A 22,525-nucleotide genomic window follows, 5' to 3' on the forward strand; every position below is an offset into this window, starting at 1 on the left:
CGATTACTCGACGGTGACCGACTTCGCGAGGTTGCGCGGCTGGTCGACGTCGAGGCCCTTGGCCGCGGCGAGCTCCATGCCGAACATGTGCAGCGGCGCCACGGCGAGCAGCGGCTCGAACAGCGGGGTCGCGAGCGGGATGCGCAGGACCTCGTCGGCGAAGGGCAGCACGGCGGCGTCGCCCTCTTCCGCGATGGCGATCACGCGAGCACCACGGGCGCGGATCTCCTGGATGTTCGAAACGACCTTCGGGTGCAGCGACCGCGGGTCACGCGGCGACGGCACGATGACGAAGACGATCTGTCCGGGCTCGATGAGCGCGATCGGGCCGTGCTTGAGTTCACCCGCAGCGAAGCCCTCGGCGTGGATGTACGCGAGCTCCTTGAGCTTGAGCGCGCCCTCGAGCGCGATCGGGTAGCCGACGTGGCGACCGAGGAACAGCACGCTGCGGGTGTCCGCCATCCAGCGCGCCAGGTCCTTGATGCCAGCGGCGTCCTCGATGGTCTGCTGCAGCTTCGGGGCCAGGCCCTCGAGCTCGGCGACCTGCTCGGCGATCTGCTCCGCCGTCATGGTGCCGCGAAGGGTGGCCAGGTGCAGCCCCAGGAGGTACAGCGCAACGCCCTGGGCGATGAAGGCCTTCGTCGACGCGACGGCGACCTCGGGCCCGGCGTGCGTGTAGATCACGGCGTCGGACTCGCGCGGGATCGTCGCGCCCTGGGTGTTGCAGATCGACAGCACCTGCGCGCCCTGCTCGCGGGCGTACTTGACGGCCATGAGCGTGTCCATCGTCTCGCCGGACTGGCTGATCGAGACGACGAGCGTGCGGTCGTTCAGCACCGGGTCGCGGTAGCGGAACTCGTGGGCGAGCTCGACCTCGACCGGGATCCGGGCCCACTGCTCGATGGCGTACTTGCCGAGGATGCCGGCGTACGCAGCGGTGCCGCAGGCGATCACGATGACGCGGTCGACCGTGGCCAGACGCTCGGCGATCGGGTCGAGGTCGGTCAGGGTGACGGCACCGTCGTGCACGCGGCCGAGGATCGTCTTGGCGACGGCCTCGGGCTCCTCGCTGATCTCCTTCGCCATGAACGAGGACCAGCCGCCCTTGTCGGCCGCGGAGGCGTCCCAGTTCACCTCGAACTCGCTCGGGGTGGCCGGGGTGCCGTCGAAGTGGATGACGTCGACGCTGTCGGGGCGGATCGTGGCGATCTCGTCCTGCCCGATCGCGAGCGCGCGCTGTGTGTAGGCGACGAACGCGGCGACGTCCGAGCCCATGAAGTTCTCGCCGTCGCCCAGGCCCACCACGAGCGGGGAGTTGCGACGGGCGCCGACGACGACGCCGGGCTGGTCGGCGTGCACGACGAGGAGCGTGAACGCCCCGTCCAGTCGCTGCACGGCCTGCTGCATGGCGGCGGTCAGGTCACCGGTCTCGCGGAACGCCCGACCGACCAGGTGCGCGGCGACCTCGGAGTCGGTCTCGCTGCGGAACTCGATGCCCTCGGCCTGCAGCTCGGCGCGCAGCTCGGAGAAGTTCTCGATGATGCCGTTGTGGATGAGGGCGAGCTTGTCGCCGTCGGCCAGGTGCGGGTGGGCGTTGCCGTCCGTCGGGCCGCCGTGGGTCGCCCAGCGGGTGTGCCCGATGCCCGTGGTGCCGTCCGGGATCGGCGACGACTCGAGCTCGTCGACGAGAGCCTGGAGCTTGCCCGCCTTCTTGGCGGAGACGAGGTCCCCCGCAGGGTCGACCACGGCGATGCCCGCCGAGTCGTAGCCGCGGTACTCGAGGCGACGGAGGCCACCGAGGAGGACGTCCTGGCTGCTGTTGCTGCCGACGTAGCCGACGATTCCACACATGGAAGCGATCCTACGGTCTGCCTGAGCGCGGACCCTGCGAAGCAGCAGGGCTGGGGATAACGTTTCGGCCATGGGACGCTTCGACGACATCGCCATCACCACGCTGCACGGCGAGGACACCACGTTCGGCTCGTTCGCGGACAAGGCGGTGCTGGTCGTGAACGTGGCGTCGCGGTGCGGTCTCGCTCCGCAGTACGAGCAGCTCGAGGCCCTCCAGAAGCAGTACGGCCCGCGCGGCTTCACGGTCCTCGGGTTCCCGAGCAACCAGTTCCTGCAGGAGCTCGGCTCGTCCGAGGCCATCGACGAGTACTGCTCCACCACGTGGGGCGTCACCTTCCCGATGTCCGAGAAGGTCAAGGTGAACGGCAAGAGCGCGCACCCGCTCTACCAGGCGCTCAAGGAGACCCCGGACGCCGACGGCAAGGCCGGACGGGTCAGCTGGAACTTCGAGAAGTTCCTCGTCGCCCCCGACGGCACCGTCTCGCGCTTCCGTCCGACCACGAAGCCGGACGCCCCCGAGGTGATCGCGGCCATCGAGGCCGCCCTGCCCGCCTGACGGTCACCCGTCTGTACGCTCGTCCCCATGCCGATCCCGGAGACCGCCGTCGCGCACCCGACCCCGTTCGTGGAGATCCCGCGGCACGAGTGGTCGCAGCTCGCACCCAAGGAGCACCTGTCGCTCACCGAGACCGAGATCGTGCAGCTGCGCGGGCTCGGCGACCGGTTGGACATGCGGGAGGTGCAGGAGGTCTACCTCCCGCTGTCACGGCTGCTGACGCTCTACGCGGCCGGCGCCCGCAACCTGCACGCGTCGACATCGGCGTTCCTGGGTGACCGCGCCGGACGCACGCCGTTCGTCATCGGCGTCGCGGGCTCCGTCGCCGTCGGCAAGTCGACCGTCGCCCGACTGCTCCGCGAGCTGACGAAGCGCTGGCCGGACACCCCGCGGGTCGAGCTGGTGACCACCGACGGCTTCCTGTACCCGAACACCGAGCTCGAGCGTCGCGGGATCATGGACCGGAAGGGCTTCCCGGAGTCCTACGACCGTCGCTCCCTGCTGCGGTTCGTCAGCCAGGTGAAGAGCGGCGCGACCGAGGTCCGGGCGCCGTACTACTCGCACCTGGTCTACGACATCGTGCCGGACGCCGAGATCGTCGTCCGCCAGCCGGACATCCTCATCGTCGAGGGCCTGAACGTGCTCGCCCCGCCGGTGCACGGGCGGCTCGCGCTGTCCGATCTGTTCGACTTCACGATCTACGTCGACGCCAAGACCAAGGACATCGAGGCCTGGTACGTCGACCGGTTCCTGGCCCTGCAGGAAGAGGCGTTCTCGAGCCCGGACTCGTTCTTCCACCGGTTCGCCTCGCTGTCGCGCGACGACGCGGTCCGGACGGCGACCGAGGTCTGGCGGGCGATCAACGAACCGAACCTGCTCGAGAACGTCCTACCGACCCGGTCCCGCGCGACCCTGGTGCTCAAGAAGGCCGCCGACCACAAGGTGAACTCGGTCCTGCTCCGCAAGATCTAGTCGGCCGTCGGAAACCAGGTTCCGGACACCACACCACGGAAGAACCCAGTGCTGTGTCCGGAACCTGGTTCCGCGAGGCTCCGGCCTACGCGGCGTCGAGCGCCAGGCGCTCCTGCACGACGGCGGCGAGCTCCTCGGCGATGCGCTGGGCATCGTCCTGCGAGGCGGCCTCGACCATCACGCGCACGACCGGCTCGGTGCCCGACGGACGGAGCAGGACGCGACCGGTGTCACCGAGCGCTGCTGAAGCCGCGGCGACCGCGTCCTGCACGCCCTGGTCGGCGAGACCGTGCCGGTCGACCCCGCGCACGTTGAGCAGCACCTGCGGGAACACCGTCATGCACGAAGCGAGCTCCTGCAGCGACTTCCCGGTGCGCGCCATCTCGGCGACCAGGTGCAGCCCAGTCAGGATGCCGTCACCCGTGGTGGCGTACTCGTTGAAGATGATGTGGCCGGACTGCTCGCCACCGATGGAGTAGTCGCCCTCGTTCATCTTCTCGAGCACGTAGCGGTCGCCGACGCCGGCCTCGATCACGGTGATGCCCGCGTCGGCCATGGCGCGCTTGAGCCCGAGGTTGGACATGACCGTCGCGACGAGGGTGTCGTCCTTCAGCCGGCCGCGCTCCTGCAACGACAGCGCCAGGATCGCCATGATCTGGTCACCGTCGATGGCGTTGCCCGCGGCGTCCACCGCCAGGCAGCGGTCGGCGTCGCCGTCGTGCGCGATGCCGATGTCTGCGCCGGCAGCCAGGACGGCGCGGGACAGGTTGTCGATGTGGGTGGAGCCGACGCCGTCGTTGATGTTCCAGCCGTCGGGCTCGGCGCCGATGAGCGTCACGCGGGCCCCGGCGTTCACGAACACCTCGGGCGAGACGCCGGCGGCAGCACCGTTGGCGCAGTCGAGCACGACGTGGAGCCCAGAGAGCCGGTGCGGCAGCGTGCCGAGCAGGTGGACGACGTAGCGGTCCTCGGCGTCGGCGAACCGGGTGATCCGGCCGACGTCGATGCCGGTGGGGGTCGGCGCGGAGTGGTCGTGCATGGCCGCTTCGATGCGGTCCTCGACCTCGTCCGGCAGCTTGCGACCACCCGTGGCGAAGAACTTGATCCCGTTGTCCGGGGCGGGGTTGTGCGACGCGGAGATCATCACGCCGAAGTCGGCGTCGATGTCCGCGACGAGGAACGCCGCAGCGGGGGTGGGGATGACCCCGGCGTCGAGCACGTCGACGCCGGCGGAAGCGAGCCCGGCCGCGACGGCGGCACCGAGGAACTCGCCGGAGACGCGCGGGTCACGCGCGAGGACCGCGCGCGGGCGCGGTCGACCGGACGCCCGGCGGGCGTCGGCATGGTGTCCGTGTGTGAGGACGGCCGCGCTCGCCTGGGCAAGACCCAGTGCGAGCGCGGCCGTCAGCTCGCCGTTGGCGAGACCACGAACCCCGTCGGTACCGAACAGACGCGGCATTGCGATCTTCAGCCGGTGACGACTAGCGCTTCGAGAACTGCGAAGCCTTGCGGGCCTTCTTGAGACCGGCCTTCTTGCGCTCGATGACGCGGGCGTCACGGGTGAGGAAGCCGGCCTTCTTGAGGGTCGCGCGGTTGTTCTCGCGGTCGATCTCGTTCAGCGTGCGGGCGATGGCGAGGCGGAGTGCGCCGGCCTGACCCGAGGGGCCGCCACCGGTGATGCGGGCGACGACGTCGTACGAGCCGAGGAGCTCGAGGACCTTGAACGGGTCGTTGATGAGCTGCTGGTGCAGCTTGTTCGGGAAGTAGTCCTCGAGCGAGCGACCGTTCACGACGAACGTGCCGGAGCCCGGAACGAGGCGAACGCGCGCGATGGCCTCCTTGCGGCGCCCGACGGCACCGCCGGAGACGTTGAGGATCTGACGGGGAGCAGCCTCGGCAGCGGCGGGTGCGCTCTCCGTGGTGAAGCTCTCCGGGGTCTGGTCGAGGGAATCAGCGATCTGAGCCATGAGTTTCTCTATGTCCTTGAAGTCGTCGTGGCCGGAACTACTGTGCGACCTGGTCGAAGATGTACGCCTTGGGCTGCTGCGCGGAGTGCGGGTGCTCCGCGCCGGCGTAGACCTTCAGCTTCTTGAGCTGCTCGCGACCGAGGGTGTTCTTCGGCAGCATGCCGCGGATCGCCTTCTCGACGGCGCGGGTGGGGTGCTTCTCGAGCATCTCCGGGTAGGAGGTCGCCGTCAGGCCGCCCGGGTACCCGGAGTGGCGGTAGTAGACCTTCTTCGCGAGCTTCGAACCGGTCAGGGCGACCTTGTCGGCGTTCACGATGATGACGTAGTCACCCATGTCCATGTGCTGGGCGAAGGTGGCCTTGTGCTTGCCGCGCAGGAGCGCCGCGGCGTGGGTGGCGAGACGGCCGAGGACGACGTCGGTCGCGTCGATGACGATCCAGTCGTGCTGGACGTCTGCCGGCTTCGGTGAGAACGTGCGAGTCACAGGAGTGCTGCTTTCGTGTCGAGGTGAGGAGTCCGTGAATCCCACTCCGGTCGGGGTTCCCCGCGGCAGAAGCCGGCGGAACGCCCGGATGGAGGGCTCATCTGACTGTCCGGCGCGCGTGGCGCACAGACCAAGGTGAGAGCCTAGCCGACGCGGGTCGCGTCGGTCAAACGCAGCTACTGCCGGACGGGAGGCACGTGGCGGCCTGGCCACGGGCCTCCCGTCCGCACTGGGGTCGCGCCCACCCCCGCATGGTGAGCAGCAATGGTCGGGTCGCGCACGGCGAACCCGACCATTCCTGCTCACGAAGTACCCCAGTGGGGCGCGGGGACTACTCCGCAGCGGCCGCCTTGCGACGGCGGACGATCAGGACGCCCGCACCCGCGGCGAGCAGCAGGAACGCGATGAGCGCACCGACACCGAGGCCCTCGGCACCCGTGAACGCGAGCTGCCCGTCAGCGGTGATCGTGATCGGGGTCCAGCCGATCAGGCTCCCGTCCGCGGCCGTCACCGCGAGGCGGTGTGCACCAGCGGGGGTGTCCGACGGGATCGTGACGCGCACCGTGCCGTCAGCGCCGACCGTCACGGTGCCGAGCAGCGTCGGGGTCGAGTACAGCCACACGTTCACGACGTCACCCGCGTACTGCGAGCCGACCGTCACCGTGATGGTCTCCCCCGCACGAGCCGACGACGGCGCCGAGACGCTCCCGCGGTTCGCGTCGGTCAGACCGGTCTCCGACGGGGCCACCGGCGGCACCGCGCTCGGCGCGGACGGGGTCGGAGCAGGGGTCGGCTTCGACGTGGGCGTCGGGGTCGGGGTCGGGGTCGAGCCGCCGTCACCCGGCGTCGGGGTCGGGGTCGGCACCGGAGTCGGGTCGGTCCCGGGGTCCGTGCCGGCAGCGTCGAGGTCGAACCCGACCAGGATCGGGTCGTGGTCGCTCGCGCGGAACACGTCGTCGGTGTACAGGTCCGACGCGTTGTAGTTGTAGCGGCTGTACTCCAGACCCACCGACTCGACCGAGTTGATGTTCCAGATGTCCACCCCCGTGACCGTCTCGGTGGCGGCCGGGGACGCGAACACGTGGTCGAGCGACCCGCTCAGGCCGGAGAACACGTACGAGTACTCGGTGGCGTCGAGCGCCGGGCCGAGGTCGGTGTAACCGGCGTCGTCGAGGACGACCACCGGGTCCTCCTTGCTGTAGGCGTTGAAGTCGCCGAGCATGAACACCTTGTCGGTGCCGTACTGCGCCTGCATGTCGGTGGAGAAGGTCACGAGGGCCTTGGCCTGCCGCACCCGGTCGGCGTTCGAGGCGCCCTGGCCGTCACCCTGGTCGGCGTTCTCGCCGGTGCCGGAGCCCTTCGACTTGAAGTGGTTCGCGATCACCAGGAAGTCGTCGTCCGCGGTGCCGCCGACGGGGCGGAACGCGTCCGCGACGGGCTGCCGGGCGTTCGTGAAGGCGTCGTCGAGCAGGATCGTCGACTCGCCGACGGGTTCGACGCGGTCCTGCTTGTAGATGAGCGCGAGGCGGATGACGTCCTCGCTCGCCGGGACGGTCGCGGGTGACTTCGCGTAGGCCCAGGTGTCCTCGCCGGTGGCGGCGTTCAGGGCGTCGACGAGCGTGGCGACCGCGGCGTCGCGGTCCTGGCCGAAGCGCGCCGAGTTCTCGATCTCCTCGAGCGAGACGACGTCGGCACCGAGGCCGTTGATCGCCTTGACGATCTTGACCTGCTGGCGCAGGAAGTCCTCTTCCTCGGCAGCACCGCGGGCGTCGCAGCCGGAGTTCACCGTGACGGGGTCGCCCGCACGGTCGGTGTAGTACGAGCACCCGGTGAGCTGGTCGCCCGTGGTCGGGAAGTAGTTCAGCACGTTGAACCCGGCGAGCTTGAGGTCGCCGCCGACGTCCTGCGGCTTCGCCTGCCGCACGTTCGAGAACGACGCGGGCAGGTCCGCCGCCGGGGTCGCACCGGTGATCGGCGCGGTCGGCTGGAACTTCCACCCGCTGTTGCGGTAGTCGAGGACGACCGGACCCTCGAACGTGGCGGTCGCACCGACGGTGACCGGGCCCTGGGTGAGCCACGACACCGGGATGCCCTGGTTCGCCTTCGTCAGGAAGTTGGTGCTGGCACCGTCGTCGAGCGTGACCTTGCGCGCAGCGTTGGACGCCGCGGCAGCCGTCGCCTCGGCGCTGCCGGGGCGACCGACCTCGGTCGGCTGGACGAGCCGGCCGGCGCCGCTGGCGAGCACGACCTCGCCGTACTGGTTCGTCGTGTAGTTGTCGGCGACGGTGTAGGAGCCCTGCGGGGCGATGAGCATGCTCTCGAGCGACTCGCGCTGCGCGTCCGACGACGGGAACGCGACCGCCGCGGGCTGGGGCGCCGCGACGGTGCCGCTGAGCTTCTCGAGGGAGGATGCCCCCGACACCGTCAGTTCGGTCAGGCCGAAGTACTCGGAGACCGCACCGGTGACCCGCACGTGGTCGCCCTCGGCCACGAGCCCGGCGGTCGCGGACGAGTAGACGAACACGGCGTCGGACGCGGTGTGGGTGCCGAAGTCGATCGCGCCGCCGGTCCCCGGGGTCTGGATCGTGTAGCCGTTGAAGCCGCCGGACGCGTAGACCGCGGTGACGACACCGTCGGTGGTGACGTTCTTGCCGGTGTAGGGCGAGGTGTCCGTGGTGCCCTGCAGCTGCGCGATGGTCACGGCCTCGGCGGGGGCGCCGGGGTCCGTCGGCTCCGTCGGGTCCGTGGGCTCGGTCGGGTCGGTCGGCGCAGCCGTCTCACCCGCGGCGTTCCGCGGGGTCAGGGTCGTCGTCACCGAGAAGTCGGCGCCGTTGTCGTCGGTGTCCGTCGTGCCCTGGCGGGCCAGACCGTTCGGCACGGCGTTCGCACCCTCGACGGTGCGCACGGTGCCCTCGAAGGTGTTCGAGGCCCCGTAGCCGAGCAGGTCGACGACGCCCGCGGTGCCGGTCGTCACCGGTCCCGCGGCGAGCGCCACCGGCGTGGCGGCGTCGGACAGCACGAGCGTGCCCGTGGTGCCGGACGGGTTCAGCGAGGCGGTGTCGTCCGCCGTCGGCAGGTCCGCACCCGCTGCGGTTGCCCCGCCGTTGCCGGCCATCGACACCAGGAACGTGCCCTCGGCCGGCACCGTCCCCTCGAGCGCGCTCGTCGAGAAGGCGCCGGTGCTCGTCGCCGAGCGGTACTGCAGTGACCAGCCGTCGAGCGACACCGGGGCGTCGGTCGGGTTGCCGATCTCGATGAACTTCTGGTTGTAGAAGGCGCCGTTGCTGCCCGCCTTCAGGTAGGCCTCCTCGATGACGAGGCCACTCCCCTCGGGGTTCGCGGTCGCTGCGGTGACGGTGACGAGCGGGGCCGCGAGGAGTGTCGCGGCAGCCGTGGCGCACAGCAGAGTGCGGCCGAGGGAGTTGGGCATGCCCGCACGCTACCGACCTGCGGAGTCCCTCAGGTTTCGCGCAGGTGAATGATTGCGTTCGGCAACATCAGCACCGGGCGTTCACTCCCGCCGCGCCCGCGTCTGCTCCGCCCGCCCCGCGAGCTCCTCGTCGGCCGGGTACCCCACCTCGGTCAGCGTCAGCCCCTTCGCCGGAGCGGTCTTGAACGCGCTCGTCCGCGTCTCGGCGACGCGGAGCTCCTCGAGCCGTTCCGGCCCGAACCGTCCCTCGCCGACGGCGATGGTCGCCCCCACCATCGCGCGCACCATGGAGTGGCAGAACGCATCGGCCTGGAGGCGCGCCACCAGCACGCCGTCCGGCTCGCGGTCCCAGCGGAACTCCTGCAACGTCCGGATGGTCGTCGCGCCCTCGCGCGGCTTGCAGAACGTCGCGAAGTCGTGCAGCCCCAACAACGTCAGCGCACCGCGCTCCATCGCTGCCGGGTCGAGGCTCGCCCCGTGCCAGACCGTGTGCCCGCGCCGACGTGGATCGCGCGGGGCGTCGGCGTCCGCGATCCGGTACTCGTACCGTCGCCAGAGCGGCGAGAACCGGGCGTCGAACCCGTCCGGCGCGACCGACGCCCGGGTGACGACGACGTCGCCCTCGGGTGCCGCGATGCCGTTCACGCGTTTGACGAGCCCGTCCAGCGGCGAGCGCCCCGTGCCGCGCTTGGCGCTGAGTGCGTCCCACTGCTCGGCGGACAGGTCGAGGTGGGCGACCTGCCCGGTGGCGTGCACGCCGGCGTCGGTGCGTCCGGCGACGGTGAGCAGTGGCGGCTCGCCCCACCGGGTGAAGACGGTGGCGAGGGCGGCCTCGAGCGCGCCCTGCACGGTCCGCAGCCCGGGCTGCCTGGCCCACCCGGAGAACGCGGCCCCGTCGTACGCGATGTCCAGCCGCAGCCGGATCCCGGCAACCTCGCCGCCGCTCTGCGGGCCCGCCGTCTCGTCCACGCGACCACCGTACCGGGGCTGCGCCGCGCCTCCCGGCAGTCGGCGGACACCCGTCTGCGCAACCGAAGGCCGCTGCGCCGCTGACGCGCGCTGTCCACCGGTGTCAGCGCCACGTCAGTGCCGCGTGAGCGCCCCGCGGCACCATCGTCCTCGACATCGACGAAAGGACATTTCGATGACCACGACACCGCTCGCGGTGGAGGCCTCCGGCCTCGTGAAGACCTTCGGGACGAACCGCGCAGTGGACGGTGTCGACCTCCGTGTGGAGGCCGGCACGGTCTACGGCGTGCTCGGTCCCAACGGCGCCGGCAAGACCACCACCATCTCCATGCTCGCGACCCTGCTCAAGGCGGACGGCGGCGAGGCCCGGATCTTCGGGCACGACGTCCGGCGCGAGGCGCAGACGGTCCGCACCCTGATCGGGGTGACCGGTCAGTACGCCAGCGTCGACGAGACGCTCAGCGCGACCGAGAACCTGGTGATCTTCGCGCGCCTGCTCGGGTTGTCCCGCGCGGACGCGAAGCGGAAGGCCGTCGAGCTGCTCGAACGCTTCGGGCTGACCGAGGCCGCGTCACGCCCGCTCAAGGGCTTCTCCGGTGGCATGCGTCGCCGGCTCGACCTGGCTGCGAGCCTCATCGCGCAGCCGCCGCTGATCTTCCTCGACGAGCCGACCACGGGGCTCGACCCCCGGACCCGTGCGCAGATGTGGGACACCATCCGCGAGCTCGTGGCGACGGGTTCGACGGTGCTGCTGACGACGCAGTACCTGGACGAGGCGGACCAGCTCGCCGACCGCATCGCGGTCATCGACCACGGCAAGGTCGTCGCCGAGGGCACGAGCGACGAGCTGAAGGCCTCGATCGGCAGTTCGTCACTGCAGCTCCGCCTGACCGATGCGCTCCGGCTCGACGCCGCGCGCACGATCGTGCGGAACACCCTCGGTGTAGACGCGGTGGCCAGCCCCGAGGGCTCGCGTCTCACCGCACCGATGTCGGACCCCGACCGCGTGACGGACCTGTTGGTGTCGTTCCGCGAGGCCGGTATCACCCTCGCCGAGATGAGCGTGCAGAAGCCCACCCTCGACGAGGTCTTCCTGACGATCACCGGCGCACCGGCGACCACCGACGACGACGGCACCGACGACGACAACGACAGCACCGACCGCGAACTCGCAGGGAGCATCGCATGACCACCATCACCACCACCACGGGCACCGCGGCGCCCCGGATCACCCCGCGCCCCGGCGTCGGTGCGACCGGCCTCGGCGCCACCGTCCGGCAGTCGCTCACGATGGCGTACCGCGGCCTGATCAAGGTCCGGCGCACCCCCGAGCAGCTGTTCGACGTCACCCTGATGCCGATCATCTTCACCGTGATGTTCACGTACATCTTCGGTGGTGCGATCGCGGGCGACGTCGCGAGCTACCTGCCGATCATCATCCCCGGCATCCTGGTGCAGACGAACATCACGTCGTCGATCGTCACGGGCGTGCAGCTCCGCGAGGACATGGACAAGGGCGTCTTCGACCGCTTCAAGTCCCTGCCCATCGCCCGGATCGCCCCGCTCGCGGGTGCGCTGCTCGCCGACACCGTCCGGTACGCGATCGCCACCACGATCACCTTCACGGTCGGCATCATCATGGGTCTGCGTCCCGCCGGCGGGTTCGGTGCGGTCGTCCTGGCCGGGTTGCTGGTCATCGTCGTCGCGTGGGCGATCAGCTGGATCTTCGCCTACTTCGGCGTCGTCGCGCGGACGGCGTCGAGCGTCTCCGGCATCTCCAACATGGTGCTGTTCCCGCTGACGTTCCTGTCGAACGCGTTCGTGCCGGCGGACACCCTGCCGGACTGGCTGCGCTGGTTCTCCGAGGTGAACCCGATCTCGCACCTCATCACGGCGGTCCGCGAGCTCGTGAACCACGGCACGGTGGGCGCCGACCTCTGGATCAGCCTGCTCGGCGCAGCGGTCGTGGTCGCGGTGTTCGCGCCGCTGACGGTCCGCGCGTACATGCGGAAGGCCTGACGGGCGCGGATCAGCGCGCGCGGAACCGCAGCTCCTCGAGCAGGAGCCGCGCCTCCGAGACGGCCTCGGTCCGGTTCGATCCGGCCGAGGCCGTCTCGGCGTCCGCCAGCACCGCGTCGCCGAGGGCGTCGGCCAGCACCGACCGCATCCGTGGGTGCGCGAGCACGCCGAAGTCCTGCCGCGAACCGAGTCGGGTCGCCAGCCCCCAGCAGCGAGCGGCGTGCTCCGGCTGTCCGTCACGGGCGGCGGCGAGCGCCAGGCCGAGCAGGGCGGTCCCGATCACGGGCAGGTCCAGCCACCACGGGTGGACGCGCAGCATCACGAGCGCACCGACGCGCAGGCGTCTCGCGACCGCCACGTCGTCGACCGGGAGGCCCGGCGCGGCTCCGTCGGACCGGTGCACCGCCGCCTCGTCCCGCGCCGCGATCCGCGCCGAGCCCGCCATGAGCGTCCAGTGCGGCGTCTGCTTCCGCAGGGGCAGCACGGAGTCCCAGGCGCGGGCGTACTCCGCCGCAGCGTCGTCGAGGGCTCCTTCCCAGCGCGAGCACTCCGCACCGATGGCCATCGCGAGCACGCCGATCTGCACCCGGTCCTCGTCGAACCCGCCGCGGGCCTCGACCGGCCGGTGCTGCAGGTCGTCGGCGACCTGCCGGGCACGCACGACGTCGCCGGTACTCGCAGCGCAGAGCCCGACGGTCCAGCCGATCTCGTACAGGTCGTCGTCGGCCCCGAACCGTTCGAGCTGCTCGCGGGCGACCTCGGCGGACCGCAGGGCGTCTGCGTGCCGGCCGGTCTGCGCGAGGAGCTGGGTCATGGTGACGGCGATCGACCCGGTGGTCCAGGCGTCGTCGCTCGACCGCGAGAGCGTCTCGGCGCGGGTCGCGTACCGCAGGGCGACGGCGGACTCCCCGTCGTTCTCGGCGAGCGGCGCGCTGAGCATGTTCGCCAGGCAGGCGACCCCGGGCTCCGGGTCGTCGCGGTAGCGGGCGAGCAGGGCGTACCCGTCGGCCGGTCGCCCCAGGGTGAGGAGCAGCGCTGCCTGGGCGTCGAGCACCGCGAACCCGCTGGTGCCGTCGCGCATCACGCGGCGCAGGGTCGACACGGCCAGGGCTGCGGTGCGCTTGTCGCTGAACGCGGAGGACCCGCCGGTGACGACGAGTCCGAGCACGGTCGCGGCACGGTCCTCGGTCGCCGGTCCGGTACGGCGCAGGACCGGGACGACCTCGGGGCCGAGTGCGACGACCTCACCGTGGGCACCGCGCAGCGACCAGTAGCCGCCGAGGGCCGCGAACAGGTGCGCGACCGCCGCGGTGTCGTCGGCCGCCAGGCTCCAGCGGAGCAGCGTGACGAGGTTGTCGGATTCGCGGGCGACCTCGCGGAACCGCTCGAGCTGGGCGGAACCCGTGATCGTGAGGAGGTTGCGCTCGGCCGCGAACCCACGGCCCCAGCCGATCATGGCCGCACGGACGGCCTCGGTGGCGCCGCGGTCCCCCAGCCGGGCCGCACCGAACTCCCGCACCGTCTCGAGCAGCCGGTACCGCACGGGCTCGCCCTCGTGCTCGACGAGCTGCACGAGCGACTGCTCCACGAGCTCGGCGAGGTCGTCGAGCGCGTCGGCCCGGCGGTCCGGGGCGGCGACGGCCTCGACGGCGTCGACCGCGAGTCCGTCCGGGAAGAGCGCCAGCCGGGTCAACAGGTCCTGGGCCCCGTCGTCGAGCAGGCGCCAGCTCCACTCGATCACGGCGAGCAGGGTGCGGTGCCGCTCCGGGGCGCTCCGGTCGCCGCCGCGCAGCAGCGTGAACCGGTCGTCCAGCCGGCGCTCGATCTCGTCGGCGCTCATCCCCCGGATGCGTGCAGCCGCGAGCTCGATGGCCAGCGGTGACCCGTCGAGCCGCGTGCAGATCCGGCGCACCGCGTCCACCGGCAGCACGGCTCCGGGTCGTGCGGCCCGCGCCCGCTCGGTGAACAGCCGGACGGCCGCCCCGTCGGCCTCGACGGGCAGGGGCGCGAGGGGAGCCACGACCTCGCCGGCGATGGCGAGCGGCGCGCGTGACGTCGTCAGGATCCGCAGCTCGGGCACGGTCGCGAGCAGGTCCGCGGCGAAGGCGGCGACCTCGGCCACCAGGTGTTCGCAGTTGTCCAGGACGAGCACGGTCGGCCCGTCGGCGAGTGCCCGCACGACGCGGGTGCGCAGGTCGGCCGCGACGGCGTCCCGGAGCGACCTGGTGGAGCGGAACTCGGCGATCCCGAGCAGCGCGCCGAGGGCCGGCACGATGTCGTCGGCCGTGGCGAGCGGCGCGAGCTCGAACACGACGACGCCCTGTGTCGGCGGCAGGCCGGCGGCGACCGCCTGCGCGAGGCGGGTCTTCCCCAGCCCACCCGCACCGAGGATCGTGACCAGCCGTCCGGCGGACAGCAGGTCCGAGACGGCGGCGAGGTCGGCCTCCCTCCCGACCAACGTGTTCGGCGCAGCACGCAGGCCGACGCGGCGGACGCTGCCCGTGGCGGGGCCGGACCGACGCAGCAACTCGGCGTTGAGGCGGACGAGGTCGGCCGAGGGGTCGGCGCCGAGTTCGTCGGCGAGGCGGTCACGGTGCGCCGCGAAGGCGGCCAGGGCCTCGCTCGTGCGGCCGGCCGCGGCGAGGGCACGCATCGAACCGGCGACCGCGACCTCGTCGTAGGGGTTGGCGACGGCCTCCGCCGCCCAGAGTGCGGCGGCCTCGTCGGCGTCGCCCTCGTCGAGCAGTGCGCCGCCGAGCGCGCGCCGGAGTGTCCGCCGGAGCGCTGCCGCTCGGTCCGCGAGTGCGGCGCCCAGGTCGCCGTCGACGTCGGCGCCCGGTTCACCACGCCAGAGGTCGAGGGCCGCACGGACCGCTGCCGGCTCCGCCTCGCCCACCGCACGCTCGGCACGGGCGAGGTCGACGTCCTCGGGGCCGCCGCCCAACGCGTACCCGGTGCTCGTCGACACCACGAGGCCGTCCGCCACGCTCCGGCGCAGTCGGGACACGAGCGTCTGCAGCGCTGCACGGGCACCCCGCGGCTGCGCGTCCGGCCAGAGGTCGTCGATCAGGGACTCGGTGGTCAGGGCGTGACCGCGCGCGAGCACCAGCGCCGCCAGGAACGCCCGAGCGAGCGCACCGGGCACCGGCGACTGCCGGCCGTCCGCACCCGTCACCGTGACCGGTCCGAGGACGTTGATTCGGGGCGGGACGGTCACGGTGCGAGTCTACGGAGCGCCGGTGTCACGGGGTCCTCGCGTCAGCCGCGCGGACGGTGGAACGCCGACGGCCCCGTGCGGGTGTCGAGGTTGTCCGTCGCACGGCGCTCGGACTCCACGATGCCGCGGAGCGCCACGAGCGCGGACGCCGTCACCGCGACGTGCGAGGGGTTCTCGCGCGAAGCGTCGAGCGCCTGCTCGAGTCGCTCGATCGCCTTGTCGCCGTCGTCCTCGGGGCACTCCCCGCGGATCACACAGGCGAGTTGCCGGATCGCCTCGGTGAGCGGTTCGGTGAACGCGGGGTCGGGACGGCCGAGGTTCGCGGACACCGGGCCCGACCGAGCGACGAGTTCGGTGAGGTCGGTCGTGTACCAGGCGACCCGTTCGAGCGCCCGGAAGCGCGCCCCGTCCTGCTGGAGCCGGGCCCGTGACCCGCGGAGCGCTCCGCGGGGGTTGATCTTCCGGCTCTCGTGGGCGACGGACACCCGCGCGCGCACGTCGGCGATCGCACGGTCGAGCTTGTCCTGCTGCCGGTTCCAGGCGTCCTCGTCGCGCTTGCCGCTCTCCAGCACGTGTGCGAGCCCCTCGAGGTGATCGGCCAACACGGCGTTCACCTCGTCGATCCGGCGTTCGGCGTCCCAGAAGTGCAGCGGCGGGAACACCAGGAAGTTCACGAGCAGGCCGACGACGACGCCGACGCCCATCTGCACCAGGTACCCGAACGAGTAGCCCTCGGCGTTCGCCCCGCCGACGAGCAGCACGAACAACGCCGCCGTCGAGACCCAGGTGCTGCCCTCGCCGAGCACCCGGAACCCGCCGACGAGCACGCCGATGCCGACCGCCAGGGCCACGGCGAGGATCCCCGGGTCGCCCACGATCATCGTGAAGCCCGCGACGGCGATGCCGAGCAGGATGCCGACGAGCGTCTGGATGCCGTTGCGCAGCCCCGCGTAGACCGTCGTCTGCATCGCGACGATCGCCCCGAGCGGTGCGTAGTACGGGTAGTCGGACGCGACCCCGGGCACGTGCCTGGCGATGAACCAGGCCAGTGCCGCGGCGCCAGCGGCCTTGGCTGCGTGCAGCAGTCGCGGCTGTGTGCCGGACGTACGGCTCCACCGCCACGCGCGGCGACCGACGCCCGCGATGTGTTGGAACTCCATGTGGTGACTCTCCCTGTCGGGCGGACACGCTACGGGGCGCCCACTGGGAAGGCGACGGTCCTGCGTTCTCCGGACGTCGGGGAGCAGGGGTAGCGCTCCCGAACGCGACGAAGCCCCCGCGACCTGGGTCGCGGGGGCTTCGTGGTGACGCGGGGTCCTACTTGGTGTCGTCGCTCTTCTCGGCGGCGTCGGCCTCGACCTCGGCGGCAGCCTCGGTCTCGGTCTCCGACTCGACCGGCGCGGACTCCTCGGTGGTCTCGGTCGCCTCGACCGGGGCCTCCTCGGTGGTCTCGTCGGCAGCCGGCTCCTCGACCGGAGCGGCGGCGGCCGGAGCCGCGGTGCGCTTCACCGGGGCGGGCGTGCCCGACACCGGCTCGAGGACGAGCTCGATCGACGCCAGCGGGGCGTTGTCGCCCTTGCGGAAGCCGAGCTTCGTGATGCGGGTGTAACCGCCCTGACGGTCCTCGACCTGCGGGGCGATCTCCGTGAACAGCGTGTGCACGACGGACTTGTCGCGCAGGGTCGCGATGACCCGACGACGAGCGTGCAGGTCGCCGCGCTTCGCGAACGTGATGAGCCGCTCGGCGACCGGACGGAGGCGCTTGGCCTTCGTCTCGGTGGTCGTGATGCGGCCGTGCGTGAAGAGGGCGTTGGCGAGGTTGCTCAGGAGCAGGCGCTCGTGAGCGGGACCGCCACCGAGGCGGGGGCCCTTGGTGGGCTTCGGCATGTCAGTTCTCCAGTGGTGAAAGTGGTGCGCGCGGTGTCAGCGCGCTTGCGCGTGAGCGCGAGATCAGTTGTTGGACTCGTCCTCGTCGTACCCGCTGTAGAAGTGGGCGCCGTCGAATCCGGGGACGGTGTCCTTGAGGGACAGGCCGAGCTCGGTGAGCTTGTCCTTGACCTCGTCCACCGACTTCTGACCGAAGTTGCGGATGTTCATGAGCTGCGTCTCCGACAGGGCGACGAGCTCGGACACCGTGTTGATGCCCTCGCGCTTCAGGCAGTTGTAGCTGCGGACCGACAGGTCGAGGTCCTCGATCGGGGTCTGCAGCTCGTTCGACAGGACAGCGTCGACCGGCGCGGGGCCGATCTCGATGCCCTCTGCGGCCGTGTTGAGCTCGCGAGCGAGCCCGAACAGCTCGACCAGCGTGCGACCGGCCGACGCGATGGCGTCGCGCGGCGTGATCGCCGGCTTCGACTCGACGTCGACGACCAGGCGGTCGAAGTCCGTGCGCTCACCGGCACGCGTCGCCTCGACGCGGTAGGTGACCTTGAGGACCGGCGAGTAGATCGAGTCGATCGGGATCTGACCGGCCTCGGAGAACTCGGAACGGTTCTGCGTGGCCGAGACGTAGCCGCGGCCGCGCTCGATCGTGAGCTCGAGCTCGAACCGCGCGGTGTCGTTCAGGGTCGCGATGACGAGTTCCGGGTTGTGGATCTCGACGCCGGCCGGAGCGGAGATGTCCGCTGCGGTGACCTGACCGGCACCCTGCTTGCGCAGGTACGCGGTGATCGGCTCGTCGTGCTCGCTGGAGACGACGAGGCTCTTGATGTTGAGGATGATCTCGGTGACGTCTTCCTTCACACCGGGAACGGTGCTGAATTCGTGGAGGACACCGTCGATGCGGATGCTGGTGACAGCCGCGCCGGGGATCGAGGAGAGGAGCGTGCGGCGCAGCGAGTTGCCGAGGGTGTAACCGAAGCCCGGCTCGAGCGGCTCGATGACGAAGCGCGAGCGGTGCTCGGAGATCGACTCCTCGGTCAGGGTGGGGCGCTGTGCAATGAGCACTGTGGGATTCCTTTCGGCGAAGTGTCCGCTATATGACACTTGGCGGTACGACGGGGCCGCGTGGGCCCCGACGGGTCTGTTGAGTTGTGATCACGCGCACCGATGTGCGCGATCGAACGACCAGGAATGGCCGCGGGCCCTGCCCGACCCCGTCAGGGGACGAGCAGGGCGCGGCCGGTTGCTCCTCGCGTCAGACGCGACGACGCTTCGGCGGGCGGCAACCGTTGTGCGCCTGCGGAGTGACGTCGTTGATCGAACCGACCTCGAGGCCAGCGGCCTGGAGCGAACGGATCGCGGTCTCGCGGCCCGAACCCGGACCCTTCACGAAGACGTCGACCTTCTTGACGCCGTGCTCCTGCGCCTGACGCGCAGCGGACTCGGCGGCGAGCTGCGCCGCGAACGGCGTCGACTTGCGCGAACCCTTGAAGCCCACGGCACCCGAGGACGCCCAGCTGAGGACGGCACCCGACGGGTCGGTGATGCTGACGATCGTGTTGTTGAACGTGCTCTTGATGTGGGCCTGGCCCACTGCGACGTTCTTCTTCTCCTTGCGGCGCGGCTTGCGCGCGGCAGTCTTGGGGGTAGCCATCGGGGTCTCCTATCGAGCCTTCTTCTTGCCTGCCACGGTGCGCTTCGGTCCCTTGCGGGTACGCGCGTTGGTCTTGGTGCGCTGACCGCGCACCGGGAGACCACGACGGTGGCGAAGACCCTCGTAGCTACCGATCTCGACCTTGCGACGGATGTCGGCTGCCACCTCGCGGCGGAGGTCACCCTCCACCTTGAAGTTGCCCTCGATGAAGTCACGGAGGGCGACGAGCTGGTCGTCGGTCAGGTCCTTGACGCGGATGTCACCGGAGATACCGGTCTCGGCGAGTGCCTGGACCGCGCGGGTACGGCCGACGCCGTAGATGTACGTGAGTGCGATCTCCACGCGCTTCTCGCGCGGGATGTCGACGCCTGCTAGACGTGCCATGTGATGGCTGCTCCTGTTGTCGATGGAGGTGTGGAGCAGTACCGGTGCCCGGGCCTCCGACCCGAGGTGTCCCCCGGTCGTCGTGCGACCGGGTTCTGGTACTGCGTTGTCGATCTTCAGTTGTGGGTCGTGCTCGAGCAGCCTGCTGTCCGAGGGACAGCGTCGGCGCCGGTCACGCGCCCGGGACTAGCCCTGGCGCTGCTTGTGACGCGGGTTGCTCTTGCAGATCACCATGACGCGGCCCTTGCGGCGGATCACTCGGCAGTGCTCGCACATGGGCTTGACGCTGGGGTTGACCTTCATTGTTCTTTCCTCGTGCTCGCTGGCTTCGTGCGCGGCAGGATTGCCGAGCCGTTCCTTTCCAGCTCGCGGATCACTTGTAGCGGTAGACGATCCGGCCGCGGGTCAGGTCGTACGGGCTCAGCTCCACGATCACGCGGTCCTCGGGGAGGATGCGGATGTAGTGCTGGCGCATCTTCCCGGAGATGTGCGCGAGGACCTTGTGTCCGTTCGTCAGCTCAACGCGGAACATCGCGTTGGGCAGAGCTTCGAGCACCGAGCCTTCGATCTCGATGACGCCGTCTTTCTTGGCCATAGCCTCACTGTCGCTTGGTTGTGGAACAGGTGTGATCCCCGAACCGGTCTGCGGGTCGGTCGCCACACCCGAGAGGGCATGACACACCAAAGATCGATCTTATGTGGTAAACCCGCAATTGCCAAGTGCGGGTGCGGCACGCCCCCTCACCTGGGGCTTCCGGTGGCATGCCTGAGTGTTCCACAGTGGTTTGACGGCGTGCTCCGGGCCGACACTTGCGCCCGGACCGTAGCGTTGCTCCGCAGCCACGTCCGCCGCCTTCGTACCCTGCGCGGACCACCGAACGGAGACCACGTGCCCGACGCCACACGACGCCCCTTCGCCGCACACGGCAAGCAGGCCCGCCGTCGCGGCTGGACCACGCTCGTGACCGTCGTGGCCTCGGCACTCGCCGTCGTGCTCGTGAGCGGGACGAGCGTCGCCGCCATCGCCGGCGCCCAGCTGGCGACCGCACCGCAGACCGTGCAGCTCAGCACCGACGACCAGAGCACCGCGAAGACCGCCGACATCACGGCGATCAAGGGCGGCGCGAACATCCTGCTCATCGGCAGTGACACCCGCGTCGGACAGTTCGACTCCGACGACGACGTCGAAGGCGCCCGCAACGACGTCACGATGCTCATCCACATCTCCGAGGACCACCAGCAGCTCACCGCGGTCAGCTTCCCCCGCGACCTGATGGTCCCGATCCCGGCCTGCACCAACCCCGCGAGCGGGACGACCTACCCGGCCTCGACCTCCGCCATGTTCAACACGGCGCTCGGCAACGGTGGCGTCTCGTGCGTCGTCGACACCGTCGAGAACCTCACCGGCCTGAGCATCCCCTACGCCGGGCTCATCACCTTCGACGGCGTGATCGAGATGTCGAACGCCCTGGGCGGCGTCGACGTCTGCGTCGCGGAGCCCATCGACGACACCTTCACCGGTCTGCACCTCACCGCCGGCTCGCACAACCTCGAGGGCTCCGACGCCCTCGCGTTCCTGCGCACCCGCCACGGCGTCGGCGACGGCAGCGACCTGGCCCGGATCAGCTCGCAACAGGTGTTCCTGTCGGCGCTGCTCCGCAAGGTCACCTCCGACGGCACCCTGTCGAACCCCATCACGCTCTACAAGCTCGCCGGCGCGGCCCTGTCGAACATGACGCTGTCCGACGGCCTGGCCCAGACCCGCACCCTCGTCGGCCTCGCCTCCGCACTGCGCGGCATGAGCACCGCCAACATGCTCTTCGTGCAGTACCCCGTCGCCGACGACCCCGACGACAGCGCGCGGGTGATCGTCGACCAGGAGACCGCCCACACGCTCAACGTGGCGCTGCAGAACGACGTGAAGTCCTCGCTGAGCGACTCGAGCACCGGGCGCGCGTCCGAGGAGTCGCCGACCGCCGGGGGCACCGCGACGACCGCACCGTCGACCGGCACCACGCCGTCCGACACGGCGTCGGCGCCCGCGTCGAGCGGCGCATCGTCGGGGACGTCGTCCGCACCGAGCTCGTCGGCCACGAGCACGGCGACGTCGACACCGCTGCCCTCGTCGATCACCGGCCAGAGCGCCTCCGAGCAGACCTGCTCCGTCGGCAACTGACTGCCGGACAGGGCTGACGGCGCGGCGCCCTCCGGGCACTGGGCAGACGCGTCTGCGCGCGGCGGGCGACGAGGCGGGGACGACCCGCGCCTCCTGGCCGTCGCGACCGAGGCAGCCTGGAGGCCCGTCCTACGGGATCGGGACGGGCGTCACGCCCAGCGGGGCCAGGCCCGCAGCGCCGCCGTCTGCGGCCGTCAGGACCCACACGCCGTCGGCGTGCACCGCGACGCTGTGTTCCCAGTGCGCGGCGTCCCCGCCGTCCATCGTGCGGACGGTCCAGTCGTCGTCGTCCGTCGAGCTGTCGATCGTGCCCGCGGTGACCATCGGCTCGATGGCCACCACCAGGCCGGGCTTCACCGCCGGACCGGCACCGCGGACGCGGTAGTTGAAGACCGGCGGGTCCTCGTGCATGGAGCGACCGATGCCGTGCCCCGTGTAGTCCTCGACGATGCCCCAGGCGCCGGTCTCGTCGATCGCGTCCTCGACCGCGGAACCGACCTCGTGCAGGTTCTTCGCGTGGGCGAGCGCCGCGATGCCGTGCCAGAGCGATCGCTCCGTGGTGTCGCAGAGCGTCTGGCGCGCTGCGGACACCTCGGCGTCACCACCGGGGACGACCGTGGTGAACGCGCTGTCGCCGTTCCAGCCGTCGACCTCGGCACCGGCGTCCACCGACACGATGTCACCGGGCGCGAGCACGCGGTCACCGGGGATGCCGTGCACGATCTCGTCGTTCACGGACACGCACAGCGTGTGCCGGTAGCCCGGCACGAGCTGGAAGTTCGGGATCCCGCCGCCGTCGCGGATCGTCCGCTCGGCGATCGCGTCGAGCTCACCGGTCGTGATGCCGGGACGGATCGCCGCACGCACGGCGTCGAGCGCCTCGGCGGTCAGCAGCCCGGGGCGCACCATGGCGCGGAGCTCGTCCGGCGTCTTGTAGATCGAGGGCTTGCGGAAGCGGACCACGC

At 71.0% G+C, this 22,525-nt stretch carries 20 protein-coding genes; 5 read left to right on the forward strand and 15 right to left on the reverse strand.

What is annotated here, in order from left to right:
* Positions 1-3: 3 nt before the first annotated feature.
* On the reverse strand, positions 4-1,851 hold the full coding sequence (glmS, locus tag HQQ88_RS05900; RefSeq protein ID WP_173168926.1) for a glutamine--fructose-6-phosphate transaminase (isomerizing): 1,848 nt from the start codon (positions 1,849-1,851) through the stop codon (positions 4-6).
* A gap of 70 nt (positions 1,852-1,921) precedes the next feature.
* Between glmS and HQQ88_RS05905 the strand changes: the two genes are divergently transcribed.
* A complete protein-coding gene (locus tag HQQ88_RS05905) occupies positions 1,922-2,407 on the forward strand; it encodes a glutathione peroxidase (protein ID WP_111083439.1) in 486 nt (161 codons plus the stop codon).
* Positions 2,408-2,434: 27 nt separating this feature from the next.
* Complete coding sequence (gene coaA / locus HQQ88_RS05910) at positions 2,435-3,379, forward strand: type I pantothenate kinase (RefSeq protein ID WP_173168927.1); 945 nt, start codon at positions 2,435-2,437, stop codon at positions 3,377-3,379.
* Between the two features lie 85 nt (positions 3,380-3,464).
* On the opposite strand, the gene glmM is transcribed toward coaA, so the two are convergent.
* From glmM to truA, 5 genes are all read right to left on the reverse strand, one after another.
* Positions 3,465-4,838, reverse strand: a complete 1,374-nt coding sequence (gene glmM / locus HQQ88_RS05915) for a phosphoglucosamine mutase (RefSeq protein WP_173168928.1) — start codon at positions 4,836-4,838, stop codon at positions 3,465-3,467.
* 22 nt (positions 4,839-4,860) lie between these two features.
* Entirely contained in the window at positions 4,861-5,346 is a 486-nt protein-coding gene (gene rpsI / locus HQQ88_RS05920) for a 30S ribosomal protein S9 (RefSeq protein WP_111083442.1), read from the reverse strand.
* Between the two features lie 37 nt (positions 5,347-5,383).
* Complete coding sequence (gene rplM, locus HQQ88_RS05925) at positions 5,384-5,830, reverse strand: 50S ribosomal protein L13 (RefSeq protein ID WP_071259898.1); 447 nt, start codon at positions 5,828-5,830, stop codon at positions 5,384-5,386.
* A 331-nt stretch (positions 5,831-6,161) separates the two neighbouring features.
* Positions 6,162-9,260 carry an ExeM/NucH family extracellular endonuclease gene (locus HQQ88_RS05930; RefSeq protein ID WP_216834248.1) on the reverse strand — a complete coding sequence of 1,033 codons (3,099 nt, stop codon included), beginning with the start codon at positions 9,258-9,260 and terminating at the stop codon, positions 6,162-6,164.
* An 81-nt stretch (positions 9,261-9,341) separates the two neighbouring features.
* Positions 9,342-10,229, reverse strand: coding sequence for a tRNA pseudouridine(38-40) synthase TruA (truA, locus tag HQQ88_RS05935; RefSeq protein WP_235035853.1), 888 nt, complete (start codon positions 10,227-10,229; stop codon positions 9,342-9,344).
* Between the two features lie 175 nt (positions 10,230-10,404).
* On the opposite strand from truA, the gene HQQ88_RS05940 reads away from it, so the two are divergent.
* Both HQQ88_RS05940 and HQQ88_RS05945 read left to right on the forward strand, forming a co-directional pair.
* On the forward strand, positions 10,405-11,418 hold the full coding sequence (locus HQQ88_RS05940; RefSeq protein WP_123293153.1) for an ATP-binding cassette domain-containing protein: 1,014 nt from the start codon (positions 10,405-10,407) through the stop codon (positions 11,416-11,418).
* Positions 11,415-12,248 carry an ABC transporter permease gene (locus tag HQQ88_RS05945; RefSeq protein WP_173168929.1) on the forward strand — a complete coding sequence of 278 codons (834 nt, stop codon included), beginning with the start codon at positions 11,415-11,417 and terminating at the stop codon, positions 12,246-12,248. The genes HQQ88_RS05940 and HQQ88_RS05945 overlap by 4 nt, the downstream gene beginning before the upstream one ends.
* Positions 12,249-12,258: 10 nt before the next feature.
* On the opposite strand, the gene HQQ88_RS05950 is transcribed toward HQQ88_RS05945, so the two are convergent.
* The 8 genes from HQQ88_RS05950 to infA all read right to left on the reverse strand — a co-directional run bounded on the left by HQQ88_RS05950 (position 12,259) and on the right by infA (position 19,979).
* Complete coding sequence (locus HQQ88_RS05950; protein ID WP_173168930.1) at positions 12,259-15,465, reverse strand: BTAD domain-containing putative transcriptional regulator; 3,207 nt, start codon at positions 15,463-15,465, stop codon at positions 12,259-12,261.
* Positions 15,466-15,506: 41 nt separating this feature from the next.
* Positions 15,507-16,625 (reverse strand): aromatic acid exporter family protein, encoded by a 1,119-nt coding sequence (locus HQQ88_RS05955; RefSeq protein WP_173168931.1) that lies wholly within the window; start codon positions 16,623-16,625, stop codon positions 15,507-15,509.
* A gap of 157 nt (positions 16,626-16,782) precedes the next feature.
* Positions 16,783-17,352, reverse strand: coding sequence for a 50S ribosomal protein L17 (gene rplQ / locus HQQ88_RS05960; protein ID WP_123293149.1), 570 nt, complete (start codon positions 17,350-17,352; stop codon positions 16,783-16,785).
* 63 nt (positions 17,353-17,415) lie between these two features.
* Positions 17,416-18,411, reverse strand: a complete 996-nt coding sequence (locus HQQ88_RS05965) for a DNA-directed RNA polymerase subunit alpha (protein WP_071259847.1) — start codon at positions 18,409-18,411, stop codon at positions 17,416-17,418.
* Positions 18,412-18,601: 190 nt separating this feature from the next.
* On the reverse strand, positions 18,602-19,000 hold the full coding sequence (gene rpsK / locus HQQ88_RS05970) for a 30S ribosomal protein S11 (protein ID WP_017885507.1): 399 nt from the start codon (positions 18,998-19,000) through the stop codon (positions 18,602-18,604).
* Between the two features lie 9 nt (positions 19,001-19,009).
* A complete protein-coding gene (rpsM, locus tag HQQ88_RS05975) occupies positions 19,010-19,384 on the reverse strand; it encodes a 30S ribosomal protein S13 (RefSeq protein ID WP_058728274.1) in 375 nt (124 codons plus the stop codon).
* 186 nt (positions 19,385-19,570) lie between these two features.
* Positions 19,571-19,687 (reverse strand): 50S ribosomal protein L36, encoded by a 117-nt coding sequence (rpmJ, locus tag HQQ88_RS05980; protein ID WP_071276701.1) that lies wholly within the window; start codon positions 19,685-19,687, stop codon positions 19,571-19,573.
* 70 nt (positions 19,688-19,757) lie between these two features.
* Complete coding sequence (infA, locus tag HQQ88_RS05985) at positions 19,758-19,979, reverse strand: translation initiation factor IF-1 (RefSeq protein ID WP_017885509.1); 222 nt, start codon at positions 19,977-19,979, stop codon at positions 19,758-19,760.
* 294 nt (positions 19,980-20,273) lie between these two features.
* Between infA and HQQ88_RS19830 the strand changes: the two genes are divergently transcribed.
* Complete coding sequence (locus HQQ88_RS19830; RefSeq protein ID WP_173168932.1) at positions 20,274-21,560, forward strand: LCP family protein; 1,287 nt, start codon at positions 20,274-20,276, stop codon at positions 21,558-21,560.
* A gap of 129 nt (positions 21,561-21,689) precedes the next feature.
* Here the strand turns inward: HQQ88_RS19830 and map are convergent, their stop codons facing one another.
* Complete coding sequence (gene map / locus HQQ88_RS05995) at positions 21,690-22,523, reverse strand: type I methionyl aminopeptidase (protein WP_173168933.1); 834 nt, start codon at positions 22,521-22,523, stop codon at positions 21,690-21,692.
* Between the last annotated feature and the right edge of the window lie 2 nt (positions 22,524-22,525).

The sequence above is a fragment of the Curtobacterium sp. VKM Ac-2861 genome, assembly GCF_013204965.1.
GTDB lineage: Bacteria > Actinomycetota > Actinomycetes > Actinomycetales > Microbacteriaceae > Curtobacterium.